This window comes from Caulobacter segnis (assembly GCF_031454995.1).
Classification (GTDB): Bacteria; Pseudomonadota; Alphaproteobacteria; order Caulobacterales; family Caulobacteraceae; genus Caulobacter; species Caulobacter segnis_E.
In genome coordinates this window covers 457,388-476,696 of sequence record NZ_JAVDRV010000002.1, presented here as the reverse complement: position 1 = coordinate 476,696, position 19,309 = coordinate 457,388, and the positions used below count along the sequence as shown (strand labels likewise).

Annotated in this window: 20 protein-coding genes and 1 pseudogene; 10 read left to right on the top strand and 11 right to left on the bottom strand. The window is 67.5% G+C overall.

Going from position 1 to position 19,309, the window contains the following annotated elements; genetic code table 11:
- Positions 1 to 2 precede the first annotated feature (2 nt).
- Positions 3 to 422, bottom strand: a complete 420-nt coding sequence (gene ndk, locus J2728_RS08410) for a nucleoside-diphosphate kinase (RefSeq protein ID WP_309998295.1) — start codon at positions 420 to 422, stop codon at positions 3 to 5.
- Positions 423 to 518: 96 nt separating this feature from the next.
- Between ndk and J2728_RS08405 the strand changes: the two genes are divergently transcribed.
- Together J2728_RS08405 and J2728_RS08400 are read left to right on the top strand one after the other, a co-directional pair.
- Positions 519 to 2,393 (top strand): ABC-F family ATP-binding cassette domain-containing protein, encoded by a 1,875-nt coding sequence (locus tag J2728_RS08405; protein WP_309998293.1) that lies wholly within the window; start codon positions 519 to 521, stop codon positions 2,391 to 2,393.
- A gap of 97 nt (positions 2,394 to 2,490) precedes the next feature.
- Positions 2,491 to 2,889, top strand: coding sequence for a hypothetical protein (locus tag J2728_RS08400; protein ID WP_309998291.1), 399 nt, complete (start codon positions 2,491 to 2,493; stop codon positions 2,887 to 2,889).
- 179 nt (positions 2,890 to 3,068) lie between these two features.
- Here the strand turns inward: J2728_RS08400 and J2728_RS08395 are convergent, their stop codons facing one another.
- From J2728_RS08395 to J2728_RS08355, 9 genes are all read right to left on the bottom strand, one after another.
- The gene (locus J2728_RS08395) at positions 3,069 to 3,899 is read right to left on the bottom strand and encodes a c-type cytochrome (protein ID WP_309998290.1); all 831 of its coding nucleotides are present in this window, start codon (positions 3,897 to 3,899) and stop codon (positions 3,069 to 3,071) included.
- Positions 3,900 to 3,903: 4 nt separating this feature from the next.
- On the bottom strand, positions 3,904 to 5,526 hold the full coding sequence (locus J2728_RS08390) for a cbb3-type cytochrome c oxidase subunit I (protein WP_309998288.1): 1,623 nt from the start codon (positions 5,524 to 5,526) through the stop codon (positions 3,904 to 3,906).
- Complete coding sequence (locus J2728_RS08385) at positions 5,513 to 6,058, bottom strand: cupredoxin domain-containing protein (protein ID WP_309998286.1); 546 nt, start codon at positions 6,056 to 6,058, stop codon at positions 5,513 to 5,515. Before J2728_RS08385 ends, J2728_RS08390 begins: the two co-directional genes overlap by 14 nt.
- Positions 6,055 to 6,219, bottom strand: coding sequence for a hypothetical protein (locus J2728_RS08380; RefSeq protein ID WP_309998284.1), 165 nt, complete (start codon positions 6,217 to 6,219; stop codon positions 6,055 to 6,057). Before J2728_RS08380 ends, J2728_RS08385 begins: the two co-directional genes overlap by 4 nt.
- Positions 6,220 to 6,348: 129 nt before the next feature.
- The gene (locus J2728_RS08375; RefSeq protein ID WP_309998283.1) at positions 6,349 to 6,837 is read right to left on the bottom strand and encodes a hypothetical protein; all 489 of its coding nucleotides are present in this window, start codon (positions 6,835 to 6,837) and stop codon (positions 6,349 to 6,351) included.
- A gap of 92 nt (positions 6,838 to 6,929) precedes the next feature.
- Complete coding sequence (locus J2728_RS08370; RefSeq protein ID WP_309998281.1) at positions 6,930 to 7,304, bottom strand: c-type cytochrome; 375 nt, start codon at positions 7,302 to 7,304, stop codon at positions 6,930 to 6,932.
- Between the two features lie 97 nt (positions 7,305 to 7,401).
- The gene (locus J2728_RS08365) at positions 7,402 to 7,752 is read right to left on the bottom strand and encodes a peptidase inhibitor I78 (RefSeq protein WP_309998279.1); all 351 of its coding nucleotides are present in this window, start codon (positions 7,750 to 7,752) and stop codon (positions 7,402 to 7,404) included.
- Positions 7,749 to 8,213, bottom strand: a complete 465-nt coding sequence (locus tag J2728_RS08360; protein ID WP_309998276.1) for a DNA polymerase III subunit chi — start codon at positions 8,211 to 8,213, stop codon at positions 7,749 to 7,751. Before J2728_RS08360 ends, J2728_RS08365 begins: the two co-directional genes overlap by 4 nt.
- A gap of 2 nt (positions 8,214 to 8,215) precedes the next feature.
- Positions 8,216 to 9,697 carry a leucyl aminopeptidase gene (locus J2728_RS08355; RefSeq protein WP_309998273.1) on the bottom strand — a complete coding sequence of 494 codons (1,482 nt, stop codon included), beginning with the start codon at positions 9,695 to 9,697 and terminating at the stop codon, positions 8,216 to 8,218.
- A 224-nt stretch (positions 9,698 to 9,921) separates the two neighbouring features.
- Between J2728_RS08355 and lptF the strand changes: the two genes are divergently transcribed.
- The 7 genes and pseudogenes from lptF (at position 9,922) to rsmA (ending at position 18,032) form a co-directional block, all read left to right on the top strand.
- The gene (lptF, locus tag J2728_RS08350) at positions 9,922 to 11,064 is read left to right on the top strand and encodes an LPS export ABC transporter permease LptF (protein ID WP_309998272.1); all 1,143 of its coding nucleotides are present in this window, start codon (positions 9,922 to 9,924) and stop codon (positions 11,062 to 11,064) included.
- Positions 11,061 to 12,164 (top strand): LPS export ABC transporter permease LptG, encoded by a 1,104-nt coding sequence (lptG, locus tag J2728_RS08345; protein ID WP_309998270.1) that lies wholly within the window; start codon positions 11,061 to 11,063, stop codon positions 12,162 to 12,164. Before lptF ends, lptG begins: the two co-directional genes overlap by 4 nt.
- Positions 12,157 to 14,589, top strand: coding sequence for an LPS-assembly protein LptD (locus J2728_RS08340; protein ID WP_309998268.1), 2,433 nt, complete (start codon positions 12,157 to 12,159; stop codon positions 14,587 to 14,589). The genes lptG and J2728_RS08340 overlap by 8 nt, the downstream gene beginning before the upstream one ends.
- A gap of 165 nt (positions 14,590 to 14,754) precedes the next feature.
- Positions 14,755 to 15,660: pseudogene (locus J2728_RS08335) on the top strand (peptidylprolyl isomerase); the annotation flags it as partial.
- Between the two features lie 132 nt (positions 15,661 to 15,792).
- A complete protein-coding gene (locus tag J2728_RS22260) occupies positions 15,793 to 16,113 on the top strand; it encodes a peptidylprolyl isomerase (protein WP_473701035.1) in 321 nt (106 codons plus the stop codon).
- On the top strand, positions 16,110 to 17,111 hold the full coding sequence (pdxA, locus tag J2728_RS08330; protein WP_309998263.1) for a 4-hydroxythreonine-4-phosphate dehydrogenase PdxA: 1,002 nt from the start codon (positions 16,110 to 16,112) through the stop codon (positions 17,109 to 17,111). Before J2728_RS22260 ends, pdxA begins: the two co-directional genes overlap by 4 nt.
- A gap of 102 nt (positions 17,112 to 17,213) precedes the next feature.
- Complete coding sequence (gene rsmA / locus J2728_RS08325; protein WP_309998260.1) at positions 17,214 to 18,032, top strand: 16S rRNA (adenine(1518)-N(6)/adenine(1519)-N(6))-dimethyltransferase RsmA; 819 nt, start codon at positions 17,214 to 17,216, stop codon at positions 18,030 to 18,032.
- Here the strand turns inward: rsmA and J2728_RS08320 are convergent.
- Positions 18,029 to 18,436, bottom strand: a complete 408-nt coding sequence (locus tag J2728_RS08320; RefSeq protein WP_309998258.1) for a MerR family transcriptional regulator — start codon at positions 18,434 to 18,436, stop codon at positions 18,029 to 18,031. The two genes, rsmA and J2728_RS08320, sit on opposite strands and share 4 nt — an antisense overlap.
- Positions 18,437 to 18,505: 69 nt before the next feature.
- Here J2728_RS08320 and J2728_RS08315 point away from each other — a divergent pair, with 69 nt between their 5' ends.
- Positions 18,506 to 19,252 carry a glutaredoxin gene (locus tag J2728_RS08315; protein WP_309998255.1) on the top strand — a complete coding sequence of 249 codons (747 nt, stop codon included), beginning with the start codon at positions 18,506 to 18,508 and terminating at the stop codon, positions 19,250 to 19,252.
- The last annotated feature ends 57 nt before the right edge of the window (positions 19,253 to 19,309 follow it).

Below are 19,309 nucleotides of genomic sequence, written 5' to 3'. Positions count from 1 at the left end.
GATCAGCCGACGATTTCGTCTTCGGTGAAGAACTGCTCGATCTCGATCTTGGCGTTGTCCAGGCTATCCGAGCCGTGGACCGAGTTTTCACCGATCGACAGGGCGAACTGCTTGCGGATCGTGCCTTCGGCGGCGTTTTCCGGGTTCGTGGCGCCCATGACTTCGCGGTACTTCAGCACGGCGTTGTCGCCTTGCAGGACTTGGACGACGACCGGCTCGGCGGTCATCTGGGCGACGAGTTCGCCGTAGAACGGACGCTCGGCGTGGACTTCGTAGAACTTCTTGGCTTGGGCTTCGGTCAGCTTCACGCGACGCTGAGCGACGATGCGCAGGCCGGCGGCCTCGATCACCGCGTTGATGGCGCCGGTCAGGTTGCGACGCGTGGCGTCCGGCTTGATGATCGAGAAGGTACGTTCGGTCACGACAGTGATCTCACAGAAAAGTTGTGAATTGGGAGGTTGCGGGCTTATAGCCGGGCACCCCGCCCTCGCCAACCCCACCGCGTAAGCTTCACATAAATGCTGCAGATCAACGACCTGACGTTCAACGCCTGGGGACGGAAGTTCTTCGACCACGCCAGCGTCAGCCTGCCGCCCGGCGCCAAGGTTGGCCTGATCGGTCGCAACGGCGTGGGCAAGTCCACTCTGTTCAAGCTGATCCTGGGCCAGCTGCACGCCGGCGATGACGAGATCAGCCTGCCCAAGGCCGCGCGGATCGGGTCGGTGGACCAGGAGCACCCGGCCACGCCCGTCTCCCTGCTGGACACGGTGCTGGAGGCCGACGAGGAACGCCACGACCTGCTGACGCGCCTGGAAACGGCCGATCCCGAGGAGATGGGCGAGATCTGGGGCCGTCTGATCGAGATCGATTCCGACGCCGCGCCGTCGAAGGCCTCCGAAATCCTGGTGGGCCTGGGCTTCACCCAGGACGACCTGGCCCGACCGATGAGCGAGTTCTCCGGCGGCTGGCGCATGCGGGTGGCCCTGGCCGCGGCGCTGTTCGCCGAGCCCGACATGCTGCTGCTGGACGAACCGACCAACTATCTCGACCTGGAAGGCGCGCTCTGGCTGGAGGCGAGGCTACAGAAGTATCCGCACACCGCGCTGATCGTCAGCCACGACCGCGAGCTGCTCAACAACAGCTGCACCCACATGCTGCACCTGGCTGGGGGCAAGCTGGAACTCTACACCGGCGGCTACGACGACTTCGAAAAGCGCCGCGCCGAGAAGGCCCGCCTGCAACTCTCCGCCAAGGCCAAGCAGGACGCCGAGCGCGCCCACCTGCAGGCCTTCGTGGACCGCTTCAAGGCCAAGGCGTCGAAGGCCGCCCAGGCGCAGTCGCGCATGAAGCGCCTGGCGAAGATGGAGCCGGTGGCCACCACCATCGAGGAGCGCGTCGCGCCCTTCACCCTGCCCTCGCCGCCGCGCCCCCTGCCCCCGCCGCTGATCCGGCTGGAGAAGGCCAGCGTCGGCTACGAGGCCGGCCGCGCGATCCTCAAGAACCTGAACCTGCGGATGGACCTGGACGACCGCATCGGCCTTCTGGGCGTCAACGGCGCGGGCAAGTCGACCTTCGCCAAGATGATCGCCGGGGCCCTGGGCGTGCAGAGCGGCGAATTCCACCGCGACAAGAAGATGAAGGTCGGCTGGTTCCACCAGCACCAGATCGAGGCGATGGATCCCAACGACACCCCGCTGGAGATCATCCGCCGGGCCATGCCGGAAGCTTCGGAAAGCTCGCGCCGCTCGAAGCTGGCGCAGTTCGGCCTCGGGTTCGAGAAACAGGAAACCACCGTCGCCAATCTGTCGGGCGGCGAACGCGCCCGCCTGCTGCTCAACATGGTGGCGATGGACGCGCCGCACATGCTGATCCTGGACGAACCGACCAACCACCTGGACATCGACAGCCGCCGAGCCCTGCTGGACGCGCTGAACGACTACATGGGCGCGGTGATCCTGATCACCCACGACCGCTCGCTGATGGAACTGGTCGCCGACCGCCTGTGGCTGGCCGCCGACGGTACGGTTAAGCCGTTCGACGGCGACATGGACGACTACGCCAAGTTCGTGCTGGAGCGCGCCAAGCAGGCGGTGAAGCCGACCCAGGTCGCCCGCGAGCCCGACAAGGCCGACGCTCCGGCGGCCGCGCAGCCCAGGAAGGCCGCGATCGAGCCGCTGCGACGAAAGGTCGATGCGGCCGAGCAGGTCATGACCCGCTGCACGCGCAACCTAGCCGAGCTGGACGCCCAGCTGGCCGATCCGGACCTTTATGTGAAAAACCCGGGCAAGGTGGCCGAGCTGACCAAGCGCCGCGACAACGCCAAAACCAAGCTGGACGAGGCCGAAGAAGCCTGGATGGCCCTGGCCGAGGAACTGGCCGAAGCCGAGGCTTGACAGCGAGCAAATCAGTCTCTCGAAAAACGAGAGGGTAAACGGCCCTAAACCATGAAGTTTAGTGGTTAAGAGACATCTCGCGTTCATGGTGTGCGACATGACATCGCACCCTGACCGCAACCACATCGTCGCCAACCCCGAAGGCCTTTCGGCCCAGGTGGTGCTGGAATCGTTCGGCCAGTGGGTCAACGACCGGATCGGCGAAGCCATGCGGATCGAGATGGACCTGGCCTTCCGGGACCGTCCGTTCGACATCGAGATCGGCCGTTCGCCGGCCCTGGTCGGCTGGGAGCACAAGTTCATTCCGCCGGGCTCGCCCGCGCCGAAGGGCAAGATGTGGACCGTCTATCGCCTGCACGATCAAGAAGGCCGTCCGTCCCACCTGCCGCGCTCGGGCGATCTGGTCGAGGACCTGACGCCGCTGCTGGGCGAACTGGGCTATCTGGGCGTCTTCGACGACGGCGTGGCGATGTTCCCGGGCGTCGGCAAGCGCTAGGGCGCGGCCACACAAAGATCAAAACCTCAATTCGCGTGTCATCCCGGCCGGAGGACCGCGAAGCGGGCTGTAGAGCCGGGACCCAGGGGCAGACGCACCGCGCTTGGCCCCTGGGTCCCGGATAGCCTCTTCGAGGCTTCCGGGATGACACGCTTTTTGAGCGTGTTTAGACGAATGCCCTAATACGTCCCCTCGTACACCCGCGCGATGCGACGGATCTCGTCGTCGCTGAGCTTGCTGGTGACGTCGCGCATGCGTCGGTAGACGTCGTTGCGCCGCGCGCCGTGCTTGTAGTCCAGCAGTTGCCGTTCGAGATAGCCGGCGTTCTGACCCGCGATCACCGGCGTCTCCGGCGGACCGCCCGCGCCGCGAGCATGGCAACTTTCGCACGGCGGCATCTGGCGCGACGGGTCGCCGCGATGGATCAAGCGGCTGATTCCGGGGTCATCGACGCCCAGATCGCCCGCGCCCAAGCGAACCCGCGCCTTCACGTGGCCAAAGTACGACGCGACCTGCGCCAACTGCTCGTCGGTCAGGCTCCTGGCCACCGGCGTCATCTGGACGTTGTAGCGCGCCCCGGAACGGTAGTCGGACAGCTGCTTGTAGATCGCCTCGGGCGACTGCCCCGCCAGGCGCGGGAACGCGTCGCTGATGGTCGTGCCCTCCTCGCCGTGGCAGGCCGAGCAGACGTCGGCCGCCAAGGCCGCGCCTGGGCGCGGGTCGGCCTTGGCCAGAATGGTCAGCGTCTGGGGACTCCAGCGCACCTGCGAGACCGGCGCGGCCTTGGCGTCGAACGGCGGCTGCCGCTGAGCGGGCGTGCCCGGCTTGAGGCCCACCGCGCGGCAGATCGCCGTCCAGGCGTCGAGATCGGCGTTGGGCGCCTGCAGCACCGGCAGGGCGAAGAGCCCCACCGCCACGGAGAAGGCCAGCACGCCGCCGACCAGCAGGCTGGCGCTCAGCGTCCAGCGGCGGTCATTGGGGTCTTCCGGGGGCTCGGGATGTTCGCTCATCTCATCAGCCTCCCGACAGCCTATGCAAGATCGCCTCGGGCGCATCCCCGATGAAGAACTGGGCGATGGGGTAGCCGTAGGCCACGGCCATCAACACCGCGACCAGGATGTTCCAGACCCAGAAGCCGTTCAGGACCGCCGGCACGCGCTTGGGCGGGTGGACGGCCAGGGCGTAGGCGTAACCTTCCGGCGCCACGGCCGCGGCGGTCTTGCGCGGCAGCAGATTGGCCACGAACAGCGCGGCGCTGCAGAGCAGCATCACCCCGCCGATCAGCGACACCACGACCCATGGCCCCCACCAGGCGATGCGGGGATCGGAATAGTCGAAGCTGGCGACCCGACGCCATTGGCCCTGCAAGCCCAGGAAGTGCCAGGGGAAGGTCATGACCATCATGCCGACCGCCCACAGCCACAGCTGCAGCCTCTGCCAACGGGCGTCGACCAGCTGGCGACGGATCAGGCTGGGCCAGATTTCGTAGGCGATGGCGAAGTACATGATCACCACCGTGCCGCCGAAGATCAGGTGGAAGTGGGCGGTGACCCACGCGGTGTTGTGAACCATCGCGTTCATGCCGTAGCTCATGTTGATCAAGCCGCCGCCGCCGCCGAACCACAGCATGAAGAAGGCCAGGCCCGTGGCCAGCATCATCGGCCGGTCCCACGGCAGGGCCTTGATCCAGCCCAGCAGTCCCTTGCCGCCGCGCAGGCGTCCAGCCAGCTCCATCGAGGCCGAGATCGTGAACACGGTCAGCAGGGTCGGCGCCGAGACCAGCGCCGTCAGCGACATCTGGATGAACTTGAAGCCCGTGGAGTGCTCCGGGTCCATGAACAGGTGGTGCATGCCCACGGGCAGGCTGTAGAGCAGGAAGGCCACGAAGGTCAGGCGGCCCATGGTGTCGCTGAACAGGCGCCCGCCCGCGACGCGCGGCGCCATGGTGTAGAAGGCCGTATAGGCCGGGATCAGCCAGAAATAGACGATCGCGTGCAGGGTCCACGAGAACAGGGTCCGCGACAGGCCCACGTCGATCGTCTGCTTGAAGCCCAGCACCGCCGGCATGATCAGGAACAGGATCTCGCTGGCCACGCCGACCGTGGTCCAAAGCCACATCACCGCGTTGGCGACGGTGGCGTACATGGCCAGGGGCACCGGGACGCCGGGATTGGCCTTCTTGAAGCCGCCCATGGCGACCAGCATCAGCACGCACCAGATCCACGAGGCGACGACGACCAGAACGAGACCGAGGTAGAACCAGACCGTCGCCGTCAGCGGCGGATAGAAGGTGTAGAGCACCGAGGCCTGGCCCGCGCCGATCGACAGCACGGCCATGACCACGCCGACGACGCCCATGACGTACGCGCCCCAGGCCCAGGCCCTGCCGGGCAGTTCGCGCCTCAAGGCCGTCTCGGCGACGAAGTAGCCAAAGCCCATGATGAAGAAGGTGGTCAGCACATAGGCCATCGAGACCCCGTGCGCGGTCACCGACTGGTAGTAGCGGTGGGGAATGTCCTGCGGCGCCGACAGCGGGCCGCGGACCCACATCTGCCAGACACCCAGGGCGCAGGCGAACAGGAAGACGACGAAGGCCAGCCACAGGTGGGCCAGGATCAGGCGATTATTGCGCGGCACAGGCGACCCTCCCGTCCGGACCCGGCTTGAAGTCCGCCTTCGGCACCACGCGCACCGTGGCCACCATCTCGCTGTGGCCCAGGCCGCAGTATTCGTGGCACGGCATCAAGAGGTCGCCGGTCTCGCGGAACACGGTGTGCACCTGGGCGACATAGCCCGGCACGACCATGGTGTTGACGTTAGTGCCCGAGACGAGGATCCCGTGGATCACATCGGGGCTGGACAGGCGCAGGGTCACGGGCGTGTCGGCCGGCAGCACGACACAGCGCGGAACGAAGGCGAACTGGGTGGCCACGATGCGCGCGGTGATCTGGCCGTTGGCCTCGACCCGCGTCCCCAGATTGGCCTCGGTGAACTCGGCCGACAGGTGCAGGTCCTGCGGCTTGGTGCGCTCGATATTGCTGGGCGGATTGATGTGCATCACCACGCCGGCCAAGATCACCATGACCATGATCATCGAGACGCAGCCGATCACCACCATCAGCCACCGTTTTTCGGCGCGGACGATGTTCTTCTCGGTCGATGCGTTCATCCCACCGATCCTCGCGGCAGGAAGACGAACACGTACATCGCCAGCCAGGCCAGCATCAGCGAGCCGACCGTCAGTCCAGCCAGGGCGAAAGCGCCCTTGGGGGCCTCTTTCAGCGCGGCTTCGATCTCGGCCTCGGTGAGACCATCATCATCGGGCGACATTATCCCTCCAGCCGTGCGATCGCGAGGAAAGGCACACACTCGCCCCAGCGCTGCAAGTTAGCTCTCGGCGCTAACGGTGAGGCTTACGCGTCGCGGATGTCAGGGGCGTGTAGGAGAGGCAGATGGAGACTATTTCTTCAGCCCCGGCGGCAGCAGAGAGTCCGCGCAGTAGCGGAACGTCTCGCCTTCTTGCCCGCGCTTGAGGGTGAAGGTCAGGTTGTCCCTGACCACGACCGTGACGCGCTCGCTCGAGCGCGGCGCGGGTCCAGAACCGGCGTCGATACAGGACTGGTCGATCTCGTAGGCGCCGCCCTGCTTTTCCAGGACGTTGATCCGGCAATCGCGGGTGTGGGCGCCGCTCAAGCCCAAGCCGTCATAACGACGAATGGCAGCGTTGGGCGGATCGCCGCACGGGATGTCGACGGCGACGAAGATGCCGTGCTTGAGCGGGAGCGCGCCTCCGAGGTCGCGCGACGGCGCGTTCAGGCTCTCACGGGCGGGAGGCGGAGCCGCGCTCTGAACAGACGGCTTCGAAGGCCGCGCCGGGGCCGGCCGTTCATGGCAGGCCGCGACGGCCAAAAGCGAAACCAGCGCGGCGCTAAGCGTTCTCGAAATCATCGGGCGTCCTTCTTCGCGGCGCGCCCTGGTGGGCCGGCGACAGACCGCTCCCCATCAAGGGCCGACCATGGACGAGGTTCCGCCCCGTCGCGTCAACGTTCCGGTTTCAGCGAACGGATGTAAGCGGTGACGTCGTCGATATCGGCCTTGCTCATCGCCTTGGCCGGCATGGAATAGTGGCCGACCTGAGTGATGGTCTCCAGTTCCCAGTCCAGGCGATTGTCGGCGTAGCGTTGGGCGATCTCCTGGAACCGAGGCGCGCCGGCCTTCGGGCTGACGGAATCGCCCCGCACCGTATGACAGCCGGCGCATTCCCGACGCGCGAAGTCGCCGCCCCGCGCCGGAGAGCCGGCCACCGTGTCGGCGTCCACGGCGCGACGCGCGGATGGCGACGATTGCGCCCAGGCCGCGCCGGTGACGGCGACCGCCGCGAAGGCCAATAGTCCTATCGTCGTCGAGCGTCGCATCGGTCCTTCTCCATCCCAGATGGACCATGCGCACCGACGAGCGGCCGCGCCAAGTCAGGATGTCTGCTTAAGGCCCTTCAACCTCAGGTGAGGCGCCCTAGCCGCATTTCACCTGCTGGACGACGCCGGTGTCGGCGTTGAACAGGATGTTCAGGCGGTCGGGACGGTAGTCCATGGTGACCGGACAGGTCGTGCAGGCCACCCGCCAGCGCGAGGGATCCACCGGCGCCGGCAGACTGGTCCGCGGCTTGCCGATGAAGGCCTGGGCGTCCTTGAGGCCGCACTGGTCCTTCTCGGGCTCCGAGGCCGGCGGCTTCTCCGGCAGGGCGATGGCCGGGGGCGCGGTCGGGGTGGCCGGCGGCGGCGGCGGAGCGGGCTCGGGCGCGCTGGAGCAGGACGCCAAAACGAGCGCCAGGCCAAGGCCAAGTCCGGTGACAACGCGCTTCATGCTTGCTTCTCCCAACCGCGCTCGGCGCCCTGGCGCCAGTACGACACCGGATGCCCCGCCTTCTTGAACACCGACCAACGCCCGCGCGCTTCCGCCAGGGCCTGGTCGTCCCGGCCGTCGAACAGCAGGATGCAGCGGGAAACTCCCGAAAGGTCCCCCGGCTCCGCGCCATCGATCAGGAAGATCGCGTCGCCATGGTTGGGATTGCCGTCTTCCGCCGTCAGCAGCACCGGCTGGCGCTCGGCCATGGGCTCGGCGGCTAGGCCGTGCGGCAGGAAGCTATCCTCGCGGAAAGTCCAGAGGTGCTGGTCCAGCGCCTCGATACGCTTGGGATCGCCGCCGCGCACCAGCGCCTTCCAGCCCCGCCCCAGCGTCTTTTCCAGAAGCTCGGGCAGCACCGCCTCGAGCGGGCTGCGCTCGAGGTGATAGAACCAGACCTCGCAGGGCGCGGCGTCGGTCACGCTCAGCCTTCGTAGGCGTCGGCGACCAGGCGGTTCAGCAACCGCACGCCGAAGCCGGCGGCGCCGTCGGGCACGGTTGGGTCGGTCGAGGGCTTCTTCCAGGCCACCGAGGCGATGTCGAGGTGGGCCCACGGCACGCCGTTGACGAACTTCTGCAGGAACAGGCCGGCCGTGATCGAACCGGCCGGACGACCGCCGATGTTCTTCATGTCGGCGATCGGGCTTTCGATCTGCTTTTCGTAAGACGCCGGCAGCGGCAGACGCCACAGGCTCTCGCGCTCGGCTTTGCCGGCGGCGAGAAGTTTTTCCGACAAGCCGTCGTTATTGCTGAACAAACCGGCGTAGTCATGGCCCAGCGAGATGATGATCGCGCCGGTCAGGGTGGCCAGGTCGATCATGAACTGGGGCTTGAACCGCTCCTGCGTGTACCAGAGGGCGTCGGCCAGGACGAGGCGGCCCTCGGCGTCGGTGTTGATGACCTCGATCGTCTGGCCCGACATCGAGGTGACCACGTCGCCCGGACGTTGGGCGTTGCCGTCGGGCATGTTTTCCACCAGGCCCAGGACGCCGATGGCGTTGACCTTGGCCTTGCGGCCGGCCAGGGCGTGCATGACGCCGGTCACGGCGGCCGCGCCGCCCATGTCCCACTTCATGTCCTCCATGCCGTCGGCCGGCTTGATCGAGATGCCGCCGGTGTCGAAGCAGACGCCCTTACCCACGAAGGCGATCGGCTGGGCCGACTTATCGGCCGCGCCCATCCACTTCATGATCACCAGCTGGCTCTCGCGAACGCTGCCTTGGCCGACGCCCAGAAGGCTGCCCATGCCCAGCTTGGCCATCTCGGCCTCGCCCAGGATCTCGACCTCGAGACCCAGGCTTTCGAGGCTCTTGGCGCGGGCGGCGAATTCTTCCGGATGCAGGATGTTGGCCGGCTCGGAGACGAGGTCGCGGCTGAACACGATCGCGTCGGCCAGGGCCGCGAGCGGCTCGTAGGCCTTCTGCGCCTTGACCGGATCGGCGGCGGCGACCTTGACCACCTGGACCGAGGGCTTCTTCTCGGCCTTCTCGGTCGTGCGGTACTTGTCGAAGCGATAGGCGGCCAGGCGCGCGCCGAAGGCGGCGCGGGCGGCGGTCTCGGCGTCGGCGCCCATCTTCAGGACCAGTTCGCTGACCCCCGAGGTCTTCACGGCTTGAAAGGCGGCCGCGGCCGCGGTCTCGACCGCCTCCGGCTCGACCGCGCCGGAACCATCGACGCCGACCAGCACGACGCGCGCGGCCTCCAGGCCATGCGGCGCGACGAGATCCAGGGTCTGGCCCTTGGCGCCGGTGAAACGGCCGCCAGCGATCGCGCGCGAGATGGCGCCGCCGCTGGCCTCGTTCGCCGCCTTGGCCTCGGGCGACAGGGCCGCGCCTTCATGGGCCAGAACCGCGAGGGCGGCCGTGGCGCCGGCTTGGGTGTCGACGGGAACGAACTCGATACGCATTCCGCGCTCCTGCGAATGGGCGACTTTCACGGGGCCGCGCGAACGCCGCGCGCCCCTTCTTCAACAAGCGGGCATAGTCCAATGCCGCGCCTTAGAAAAGGCTCCGTTCAGCCCCACTCGGGACGGCCAAGTCAGGTCCCTGGTTGTGCCAACGTTAAGCCCCCGTGTAGAACGGCGCATCTTCGGGGTTCGTCCCACGAATCCATCCGCCCCGAACCATTTTCATGCGACTCATAGAACGCTACCTTTTCCGCCAGCTGCTGGGCCCGACGCTTCTGGCGACCGCGGCGCTGGTGGCGCTTGCCCTGCTGGCGCGCAGCCTGTCGGAGTTCGACGTCCTCGTTGAACAGCGACAGAGCGCGGTGGTGTTCCTGAAGATCATCCTGCTGGCCCTGCCCCAACTGCTGGCGATCATGATGCCGCTGGCCCTGTTCGTGGCGGCCCTGGTCGCGCTGAACCGGCTGCACACCGAGCAGGAAATCGTTGTCTGCTTCGCTGGCGGCATGAGTCGCTGGGCGGTGATCTCGCCCGCCATGCGCCTGGCGGTGCTGGCCGCCCTGATCGCTCTGATTTCGGGCCTGTGGCTGCAGCCATGGAGCGCGCGCCAAATCCGCGAGACCGCGTTCGAGATCAAGACCGACGTCGCCTCGACCCTGGTGCAGCCCGGCCAGTTCACCGAGCCAGGCCCCGGCCTGACCGTCTATGCCCAGTCGATCGACCGCGACAACAAGATCCAGAACCTGTTCATCCACCAGGAGATGCCCAACGGCGGGGCCTCGACCTATTCCTCGCGCGAGGCCGAGATCGCCACCCGCAAGGGCGAGCCGGTGTTGATCATGCGCCACGGGTCGAACCAGCAGTTCTCCCGCCAAGGCGTGCTGCAGTACACCTCGTTCGACGAGTACACCTTCGACCTGTCCAGCCTGTTCCGTAGCGACGAGCTGCTGCACTACAAGATCGCCGACCGTTATCCGCACGAACTGTTCTTTCCCGATCTGACCCAGGATTGGGAGCGCCGGAACAAGGACAAGATGCTGGCCGAAGGTCATTCGCGCTTCGCCGGGCCGCTCTACAGTCTAGCCTTGATGGCCATGGCGCTGGCCGCCGTCATCGGCGGGCCGTTCAGCCGGATGGGCTATGGCAAGCGGATCGCCGCCGTCGGCGCCGCCGCGGGCATCGTGCGCATCATCGGTTTTGGCGTGCAGGCCGCCTGCGAGGACGAGCCGTGGCTCAACGTGCTCCAGTATCTGGTGCCGCTGATCGCCATGGGCTGGGGTTTCTCGCAAATCTTCCGCCAGAAGGTCTCGCGACCGCGCCGGGCCAGGATGGTCGGGACCGCGTCGGCCTGGTCGGGAGCGACCCGATGATCACCATGGGCATGCTCGAACGCTATGTGCTCAAGCGCACCATGAGCGCCCTGGTCGGCGCCCTGGCCGTGCTGGGCGCGATGGTGATGCTGATCGCCTTCGTCGATATCGCGCGCAACGTCGGCACCCGCGCGGACGTCAGCTTCTTCCAGCTGCTGTACCTCACGGTGCTGCAGGCGCCGGCCACGATCCTGGTCCTGGCGCCCTTCGTCTTCCTGTTCGGCACCATGTGGGCGTTCGTCGAACTCAATCGGCGCAGCGAGCTGATCGCCATGCGCGCCGCGGGCGTCTCGGCCTGGCGCTTCATCATGCCCGCCGCGACCGCCTCGTTCGTGATCGGCCTGTTGACCATCATCCTGCTGAACCCCCTGACGACGGCCATGACCGCGCGGTTCGAGACCGAGCGCGATCACATGATGAATGGCTATCTGAAGGATACGCCCCGGGGCACCTGGCTGCGCCAGGGCGACGACAAGACCCAGATCGTCATCCGCGCGCGGGGGCGCGACATCGTCGATGGTTCGGTGCGCCTGCGCGGCGTGTCGCTGTTCGTCTATACGCTCAACAAGAAGGGCGTGATGGACTTCACGCGCCGGATCGAGGCGAACGAGGCGCGACTGGAGCCCGGCTTCTGGCGCCTGACCGGCGTGCGCGAGGCCACGCCGGGGGCCGGGGCCATTCGCTCGGACAGCCTTTCGATCCCGTCCAATCTGGACGACCGAACCGCGTCCGAGCGCTTCAACACCCCTCAGGCGGTGGCGCTGTGGCGGCTTCCGGCGACGATCAAGCGCGCGGAGGACGCCGGCTTCTCGGCCGCTCCGTTCAAGCTGCGCCTACAGCAGGACTTGGCCACGCCCCTGCTCTTCTCGGCCATGTCGGTTCTGGCGGCGGCGTTCTCGCTGCGCCTGATGCGCCTGGGCGGCCTGGCGGCCCTGGCGGGCTCGGGCGTGGCTCTGGGCTTCGGATTCTTTTTCTTCAACGAGCTGTGCAGCACCTTGGGCAAGGCCGACGTTCTGGCCCCGTCCATCGCCGCCTGGACGCCGCCGATCGTGGCGCTTTTGGCGGGCTTCACTTTGCTTTGCTATACCGAGGATGGGTGAGTCATTGCTTCCAGGGTCGATCATGACTGAACTGCGTCCCAGCACGCCGTCCGCCGGCCGCGCCTTCCTCTTGGGGGGTGGAGCCTGGCTGACGCTCGCCTGCGCGGGCGCGGCGCACGCCCAGACGCCTCTGGCGTCGATCCCCACCGCGCCACCCGCTCCCGCCGCGCCGTCCGACGGCCTGGGCGATGACGGCTACTACCTGGAAGCGGACCTGCTGATCCGCGACGACCAGGCCCAGAAGATGACCGCGCGCGGCGGCGTCGAGGCGCGCTATCAAGGTCGCACCCTGCGCGCCGACGAGGTCATCTACGACACCAAGACCGGCACGGTCGTCGCCAACGGCCACGTCCAGTTGATCAACGCCGACGGCACCGCCGAGTTCGCCGACCACCTCGAGGTCGACGAGGACATGAAGGCCGGCTTCGCGCGAAATTTCTCGGCGCGCCTTGGCCAGAACGTGAAGGTCGCCGCCGCGACCGCGGTGCGCCGCAACGCCAACATCCAGGAGCTGAACAGCGCCATCTACACCCCGTGCGAGGTGTGCGCCGAGAAGCCGACGCCGACCTGGTCGGTGCAGGCCGAGCGCATCGTCCAGGATAAGAAGCGGCAGCTGATCTACTACAAGCACGCGGTCATTCGGGTGTGGGGCGCGCCCATCCTCTACATGCCGCTGTTCTGGCACCCGGACCCGCAGGCCAAGCGCAGCTCGGGCTTCCTGGCGCCCAAGATCACGCCCTATTCCAAGAGCCGCGGCGTCTCGTACGAGCAGCCCTATCTCTATGTGATCTCGCCCTCTTCGGACGTGGTCGTCACCCCGCAGATCAACAGCAAGGTGAACCCGTTCCTGAACGTGAACTACCGCAAGCGCTTCTACTCGGGGATGCTCGAGGCGCGCGGCGGCTTCACCTACGACAAGGACTTCGACATCCGGGGCGACCGCTTCGGCAAGGCCTCGACCCGCAGCTACATCCTGGCGAACGGCAAGTTCGACATCGACGCGAAATGGAAGTGGGGCTTCTCGGCCGAGCGCGCCTCCGACGCCCTGATCTTCGACCGCTACAAGATCAACGACGTCTATCAGCAGCGCGGCCTGTTCACGAGCGACGACCACCGGCTGGTCTCGCAGCTGTATACGACGCGTCAGGCCCAGCGCTCCTGGTTCTCGGTCTCGGCCGTCTCGGTCCAAGGCCTGCGGGTCGTGGGCACCAGCGCTAACGGCACGGCCAACGCCTTCGAGAACAGCGGCGCGTTCCCGCTGATCGGCCCGCTGGTCGAGACGCGCTGGGAACCCGACTCGCCGATCCTGGGAGGCCGCCTGCGGCTGCAGGGCACCGGCGTGATGCTGAACCGTTCGGAATCGCAGTTCGGCGAGGCCCCGTACTACCTCGGCGCCTACAAGGGCCAGAACGGCGTCGATTCCAGCCGGGCCAGCGTCAAGGCCGATTGGCGGACCAGTACGGTCGTTGGCAATGGCTTGAAGGTCTCGCCCTTCGCCCAGGCCCGCGCCGACGCCTATTCGATCAAGACCTACCTGACGGCCGCGGCCGCCGCGGTCGGCGACGACGACAAGCAGACCTACACCCGCTCGCTAGGCGTGGCGGGCGTCGACTTCAGCCTGCCGCTCTACAAGGCGCTCTCCAACGGCGGCAGCGTGGTCCTGGAGCCCCTGGCCCAGGTCGCCGCGGGCTCGGAAAGCTCGCGCGTGCCCGTGGTCGTCGCCAGGGATGGGACCAAGACCTATCTCTACAACGAAGACAGCGCGACGCTGGAGTTCGACGAGACCAACCTGTTCCAGGCCAACAAGTCGCCCGGCTTCGATCTCTACGAAGGCGGCCAACGGCTGAACGTGGGCGGCCGCGCCACCTACACCCTTCGCGACGGCCGAGGCGGCAGCATCCTGGTCGGCCGCAGCTTCCGAACCAAGTTCGATCCGCTTATGCCGGCCCGGACGGGCCTTCAGAGCAAGTCCTCGGACTGGATCGTTTCGGCGACGGTCACCCCGATCCGAGGCGTCACCGCCTTCGCCCGCACGCGCCTCGACGCGGACACGCGAGAGGTTCACCGCATCGAGACGGGCGTCGACGCCTATACCCAGCGCGGCTGGGGCACGATCCGCTATCTGAAGGACGAATTGGACGCCAACGGCAACGAGCAGGAAAACCTCGAAGCCCGCGGCGAGCTGAAGCTGACCAAGCAGTGGTCGGTGACGGCGTTCGGCCAGCGCGACATGGTGGCCGACGTTTGGCGGCGTCGCGACCTGGGCGTGGCCTACACCGACGACTGCATTCGCATCGACGTCATCTACCAACAGGAAGACCGATACGCCTCGACCGCGACCGGTCTTCGGCTGCAGCCGGATCGAACGATCGTCTTCCGCCTAACGCTCGCCACATTGGGTGATACAGGGTACAGCTCGAACTAAGTAACCGCGCTTGGGGGCGTGCGGGTCCGATCCGCATGTCCGATGGCGTGTTCGGGGCGACGGCCGAGAGGAAAAACGCCGGCTTCGGCGCGCGCCGCCTTCGAAACCATGATAACCGACCGCGCTCCCTAGGGGGCGGCTGGGCCTAGAGGAACGACACTATCCATGCGGTCTGCGCGTAGCGTGACGACTTTCGCGGCCGGCGCCGCGTCCATTCTGGCCCTGACGGCGGCGAGCTTCGCCCCGCCCGCCCTGGCCCAGGAGCAAGCTGGCGCGCCGCCGCGGGTGGAGGCTCCGGCCGCCGCCCCTCAGGCGCCCGCGCCCGCTCCGCTGTCGGAAAGCGTCTCCGCGGTCGTCAACGACGACATTATCTCCAGCTATGACCTGATGCAGCGCATGCGCCTGCTGATGGCCACCTCGGGCATGCAGCCCACCCAGGAGAACCTGCCGCAAATCCAGCAGGAAGCGCTGCGCTCGCTGATCGACGAGCGCCTGCAGATGCAGGAGCTGCGCCGCGTCGAGAAGCAGCAGAAGATCACGATCATCTCGACCGACAAGGAAGTCGACGAACAAGTCGCCGACATCGCCCAGTCGAACAAGATGACTCCCGACCAGTTGAAGCAGTCCCTGGTCCAACAGGGCATCGGCCTCGACACCTGGCGCGCCCAACTGCGGGCCGACTCCAGCTGGCAGTCCTGGATCCAGGGCCGCTACGGCTCGCGTCTGCGGATCGGCGAGGACCAGATCAAGGCCTATCAGCGCCGCCTCGCCGAATCGGCGGCCAAGCCGCAGTACCAGATCAGCGAGGTCTTCCTCGACGCCGGCCGCGTGGGCGGCATGGAGGTCGCCGTGAATGGCGCCACCCAACTGATCGCCCAGATGCAGCAAGGCGCGCCCTTCGCGGCCGTGGCCCGTCAGTTCTCCGGCTCGGCCACGGCGGCCAACGGCGGCGACGTGGGCTGGATCAGCCAGGGCGAGATGCCGACCGAGGTCGACGAGGCGCTGGAGCAGCTGCGTCCCGGCCAGCTGTCGCGACCGATCCAGGTCAAGGACGGCGTCTACATCATCTATCTGCGCGACAAACGCGCGGGCTCCAAGACGGCCATCGTCGACCTGAAGCAGGTCGCCGCGCCGCTGCCCGCCAACGCCACCGAAGCCCAGATCGCCGCGGCCACCAAGCTGCTGACGGACCTAAAGCCCAAGATCAACAGCTGTCAGACGCTTGAAACCGTCGCGGGCAAGGTCGATGGCCTGGTCGCCGGCGACCTTGGCGAGGCCGAGATCACCGATCTGGCTCCCGCCTTCCAGGACGCGGCCAACAAGCTCGACGTCGGCCAGATCTCGGACCCGATCCGCACCGACGCCGGTCTTCACCTGATCGCGGTCTGCGGCAAGCGCCAGGGCGGGGCCAACGCTCCCACCCACGACCAGATCGAAAACCGCCTGCGCGGCCAGCAGCTGGCGCTGATCTCCAAGCGCTACCTGCGCGACCTGCGCAACCAGGCCACCATCGAGACCCGGTGACCGGACGCCCGCTCGCTCTCAGCGCCGGCGATCCGGCCGGCGTCGGCGGCGAGATCATCGCCAAGGCCTGGCGGGCCCTCCGCGAGGACGGACCGCCCTTCGTCGTGATCGGCGACGCCCAGCTGCTGGCCTCGGCCGGCGGCGGGGTGAAGGTCCGCGCGGTGACGCGGCCGCGCGAGGCGCTTGACGTTTTCGGCGAGGCGCTGCCGGTCATCGACATTCCCCTGCTCTCGCCGGTCGTCTCGGGTCAGCCTTCGCCCGCCTATGCGCCCCAGGTGATCCGCTGGATCGAGACGGGCGTGGGCTTGGCGCTGTCGGGCGAGGTCTCGGGCTTGGTCACCGCGCCGATCGCCAAGGCGCCGCTCTACGACGCAGGCTTCAAGTTCCCCGGCCACACCGAGTTCCTGGCCGAGCTGACGGCCGCCGAGCGCTTCGAGGGCCCGCGCGGGCCCGTGATGATGCTGGCGGCCGGCGACTTGCGCACGACCCTGGCGACCATCCACACGCCGATCGCCAAGGTTCCGGGCGCGCTGACGGTGGAGGACATCGTCAATACCGGCCTCGTCACCGCCGACGCCCTGCGTCGCGACTTCGGCATTCCCGCGCCACGTCTCGCGGTCGCGGGCCTAAACCCCCACGCGGGCGAAGGCGGCGCTATCGGGCGCGAGGAGATCGAGATCATCGGCCCGGCCGTGGCGGCGCTCCGCGCGCGGGGCGTCGACGCCCAGGGCCCCTCGCCCGCCGACACCCTGTTCCACGCCGAGGCCCGCGCCCGCCACGACGCGGTGTTGTGCATGTATCACGACCAGGCCTTGATCCCGGTGAAGATGCTGGACTTCTGGGGCGGGGTGAACGTCACCCTGGGCCTGCCGATCGTGCGGACCTCGCCCGATCACGGAACCGGCTTCGACATCGCTGGACGCGGGATCGCCCGTCCCGATAGCCTGATCGCCGCCATCAAGCTGGCGGCCGAGATCGCCGCCCGCCGCGGCGGCTAGAGCATGATAGCCGAAAGTGGCCGTCGGTTTCGGCGGCCATCATGCTCCAACTATCCGAATGATCCTGTTTATCCCCCGGATAAACAGGGGGAGATTTAGACGATGAGCCTGGCCGACCTGCCGCCCCTGCGCGAGGCCCTGGAGCGCCACGACCTGATGGCGCGCAAGAGCTTCGGTCAGCACTTCCTGCTCGACCTGAACGTGACGCGGAAGATCGCGCGCCTGGCGCAGATCGGCGAAGGCGACACCGTGGTCGAGGTCGGTCCTGGCCCCGGCGGCCTGACCCGCGCCCTATTGGAGACCGGCGCGCGTGTGGTGGCCATCGAAAAGGACAGCCGTTTCCTGCCGCTGCTCTCCGAGGTGGCCAAGGTGGCCGAGGGCCGGCTGGAACTGGTCGAAGGCGACGCGCTCAAGGTCGACGCCGCGACGTCCGCCGGCGGGCCGGCGCACGTGGTCTCCAACCTGCCCTACAACGTCGGCACCCAGCTGCTGATCAACTGGCTCACGGGGCCCTTCCGGCCCCTGTCGATGACCCTGATGTTCCAGAAGGAAGTCGCCGACCGCATCGTCGCCCAGCCGGACGACGACGCCTACGGACGCCTGGCGGTGATCGCCCAGACCCTGTGCGAGGCCAAGACGGTCATGGACCTGCCCGCCAAGGCCTTCACGCCGCCGCCGAAGGTCGCCTCGGCCGTCGTTCGCCTGGTTCCGCGCGCCGATCCGCCGCCCGCCGAGATCATCGCGGCGCTGGAGCGCGTCACCGCCGCCGCCTTCGGCCAGCGCCGCAAGATGCTGCGCTCCAGCCTCAAGGCCCTGGGTGGGGGCGATTTGTGCGAAAAGGCCGGGATCAGCCCCGACGTCCGCGCGGAGGTCGTCGATCTGGCCGGATTCCTCGCCTTGGCGAAGGCCAGCCTCGCCTAGGACGGTTCGAAGGCCTCGATGATCGGGCAAGGCCCCGCGTCCGAGGCCGCGCAAGCCTCGGCCAGCCGGGTCAGCGAGGCGCGGGCCGCCTGCAACTCGGCGATCTTCCGGTCGAGAGACTCGATACGCTCGCGCGCCAAGGTCCGCGCCCTCGCGCGGTCCTGGCCCGCGTCAAGCGCCAGCAACTCGCCAATCTCCTCCAGCGTGAACCCGGCCGACTGGCCCGACCTGATGAACTTCAGCCGCCGCGCGTCCTCGGCGCCGTAGCGTCGTATCCCTCCCGACAACGCCGAACCGCCGGTCTTCTGGGGCGTTCGCAACAGGCCCCGGCGTTGATAGTAGCGCACCGTCTCCACGCCAACGCCACCCTCGCGGGCCAGCGCCGCGATCGTCATCGTCGCCATGCCTTGACTCCGTACCATGGTACGGATGCTACATGGGGCGGGTCCTGTCGTCAGCCAAGGAGTGAAGCGATGAGTCCCAGCAAGACGGCCGTGCTGTACCGCATGGTCATGCCCAAGCACCTCTGCCCCTATGGCCTCAAGGCCCTGCATCTTCTGAAGGCGAAGGGCTACGCCGTGGAGGACCACTGGCTGGAAACCCGCGCGGCGACCGACGCCTTCAAGGCCGAGCATGGCGTGAGCACGACGCCCCAGACCTTCATCGACGGCCAACGGATTGGCGGCTACGACGACCTTCGCCGCCATTTCGGCGCGCGGACTCGCGATCCCAACGCGCTTACCTACACGCCCGTGCTCGCGGTCTTCGCCGTGGCGGCGTTGCTGGCGCTCGCGGTTAGCCAGGCGACGTTTGGAACACCCCTGACCGTCCGCGCGGGCGAGTGGTTCGTGGCCTTCTCAATGAGCCTGCTGGCCATGCTGAAGCTGCGCGACGTCGAGACCTTTTCGACCATGTTCCTCAACTACGACCTGCTGGCGCGGCGCTGGGTCCCCTATGGCTATGTCTATCCATTCGCCGAGCTGGCGGCCGGCGTGCTGATGGCCGCAGGCATCCTGACCTGGCTCGCCGCCCCGCTTGGCCTTCTGATCGGCGGCGTGGGCGCCGTCTCCGTGTTCAAGGCCGTCTACGTCGACAAACGCGAGCTAAAGTGCGCCTGCGTCGGCGGCGACAGCCATGTGCCCCTGGGGTTTGTGTCGCTGACCGAGAACCTGATGATGATCGCCATGTCGCTCTGGATGCTGGTCCCGCGACACGGGTGATCCCCGCGAAAGACTATTGACGGTGGAGCCGCCGGTCGCCAGCTTGCGCCGGGGATC

Coding starts and splice junctions, on each gene's coding strand:
- J2728_RS08400 (WP_309998291.1), top strand. CDS start 2,491: ATGACATCGCACCCTGACCGCAACCACATCGTCGCCAACCCCGAAGGC.
- J2728_RS08395 (WP_309998290.1), bottom strand. CDS start 3,899: ATGAGCGAACATCCCGAGCCCCCGGAAGACCCCAATGACCGCCGCTGG.
- J2728_RS08365 (WP_309998279.1), bottom strand. CDS start 7,752: ATGAAGCGCGTTGTCACCGGACTTGGCCTTGGCCTGGCGCTCGTTTTG.
- J2728_RS08340 (WP_309998268.1), top strand. CDS start 12,157: ATGGGTGAGTCATTGCTTCCAGGGTCGATCATGACTGAACTGCGTCCC.
- J2728_RS08375 (WP_309998283.1), bottom strand. CDS start 6,837: ATGATTTCGAGAACGCTTAGCGCCGCGCTGGTTTCGCTTTTGGCCGTC.
- rsmA (WP_309998260.1), top strand. CDS start 17,214: ATGAGCCTGGCCGACCTGCCGCCCCTGCGCGAGGCCCTGGAGCGCCAC.
- J2728_RS08315 (WP_309998255.1), top strand. CDS start 18,506: ATGAGTCCCAGCAAGACGGCCGTGCTGTACCGCATGGTCATGCCCAAG.
- J2728_RS08370 (WP_309998281.1), bottom strand. CDS start 7,304: ATGCGACGCTCGACGACGATAGGACTATTGGCCTTCGCGGCGGTCGCC.
- J2728_RS08380 (WP_309998284.1), bottom strand. CDS start 6,219: ATGTCGCCCGATGATGATGGTCTCACCGAGGCCGAGATCGAAGCCGCG.
- J2728_RS08385 (WP_309998286.1), bottom strand. CDS start 6,058: ATGAACGCATCGACCGAGAAGAACATCGTCCGCGCCGAAAAACGGTGG.
- lptF (WP_309998272.1), top strand. CDS start 9,922: ATGCGACTCATAGAACGCTACCTTTTCCGCCAGCTGCTGGGCCCGACG.
- J2728_RS08355 (WP_309998273.1), bottom strand. CDS start 9,697: ATGCGTATCGAGTTCGTTCCCGTCGACACCCAAGCCGGCGCCACGGCC.
- lptG (WP_309998270.1), top strand. CDS start 11,061: ATGATCACCATGGGCATGCTCGAACGCTATGTGCTCAAGCGCACCATG.
- J2728_RS08320 (WP_309998258.1), bottom strand. CDS start 18,436: ATGGCGACGATGACGATCGCGGCGCTGGCCCGCGAGGGTGGCGTTGGC.
- J2728_RS08405 (WP_309998293.1), top strand. CDS start 519: ATGCTGCAGATCAACGACCTGACGTTCAACGCCTGGGGACGGAAGTTC.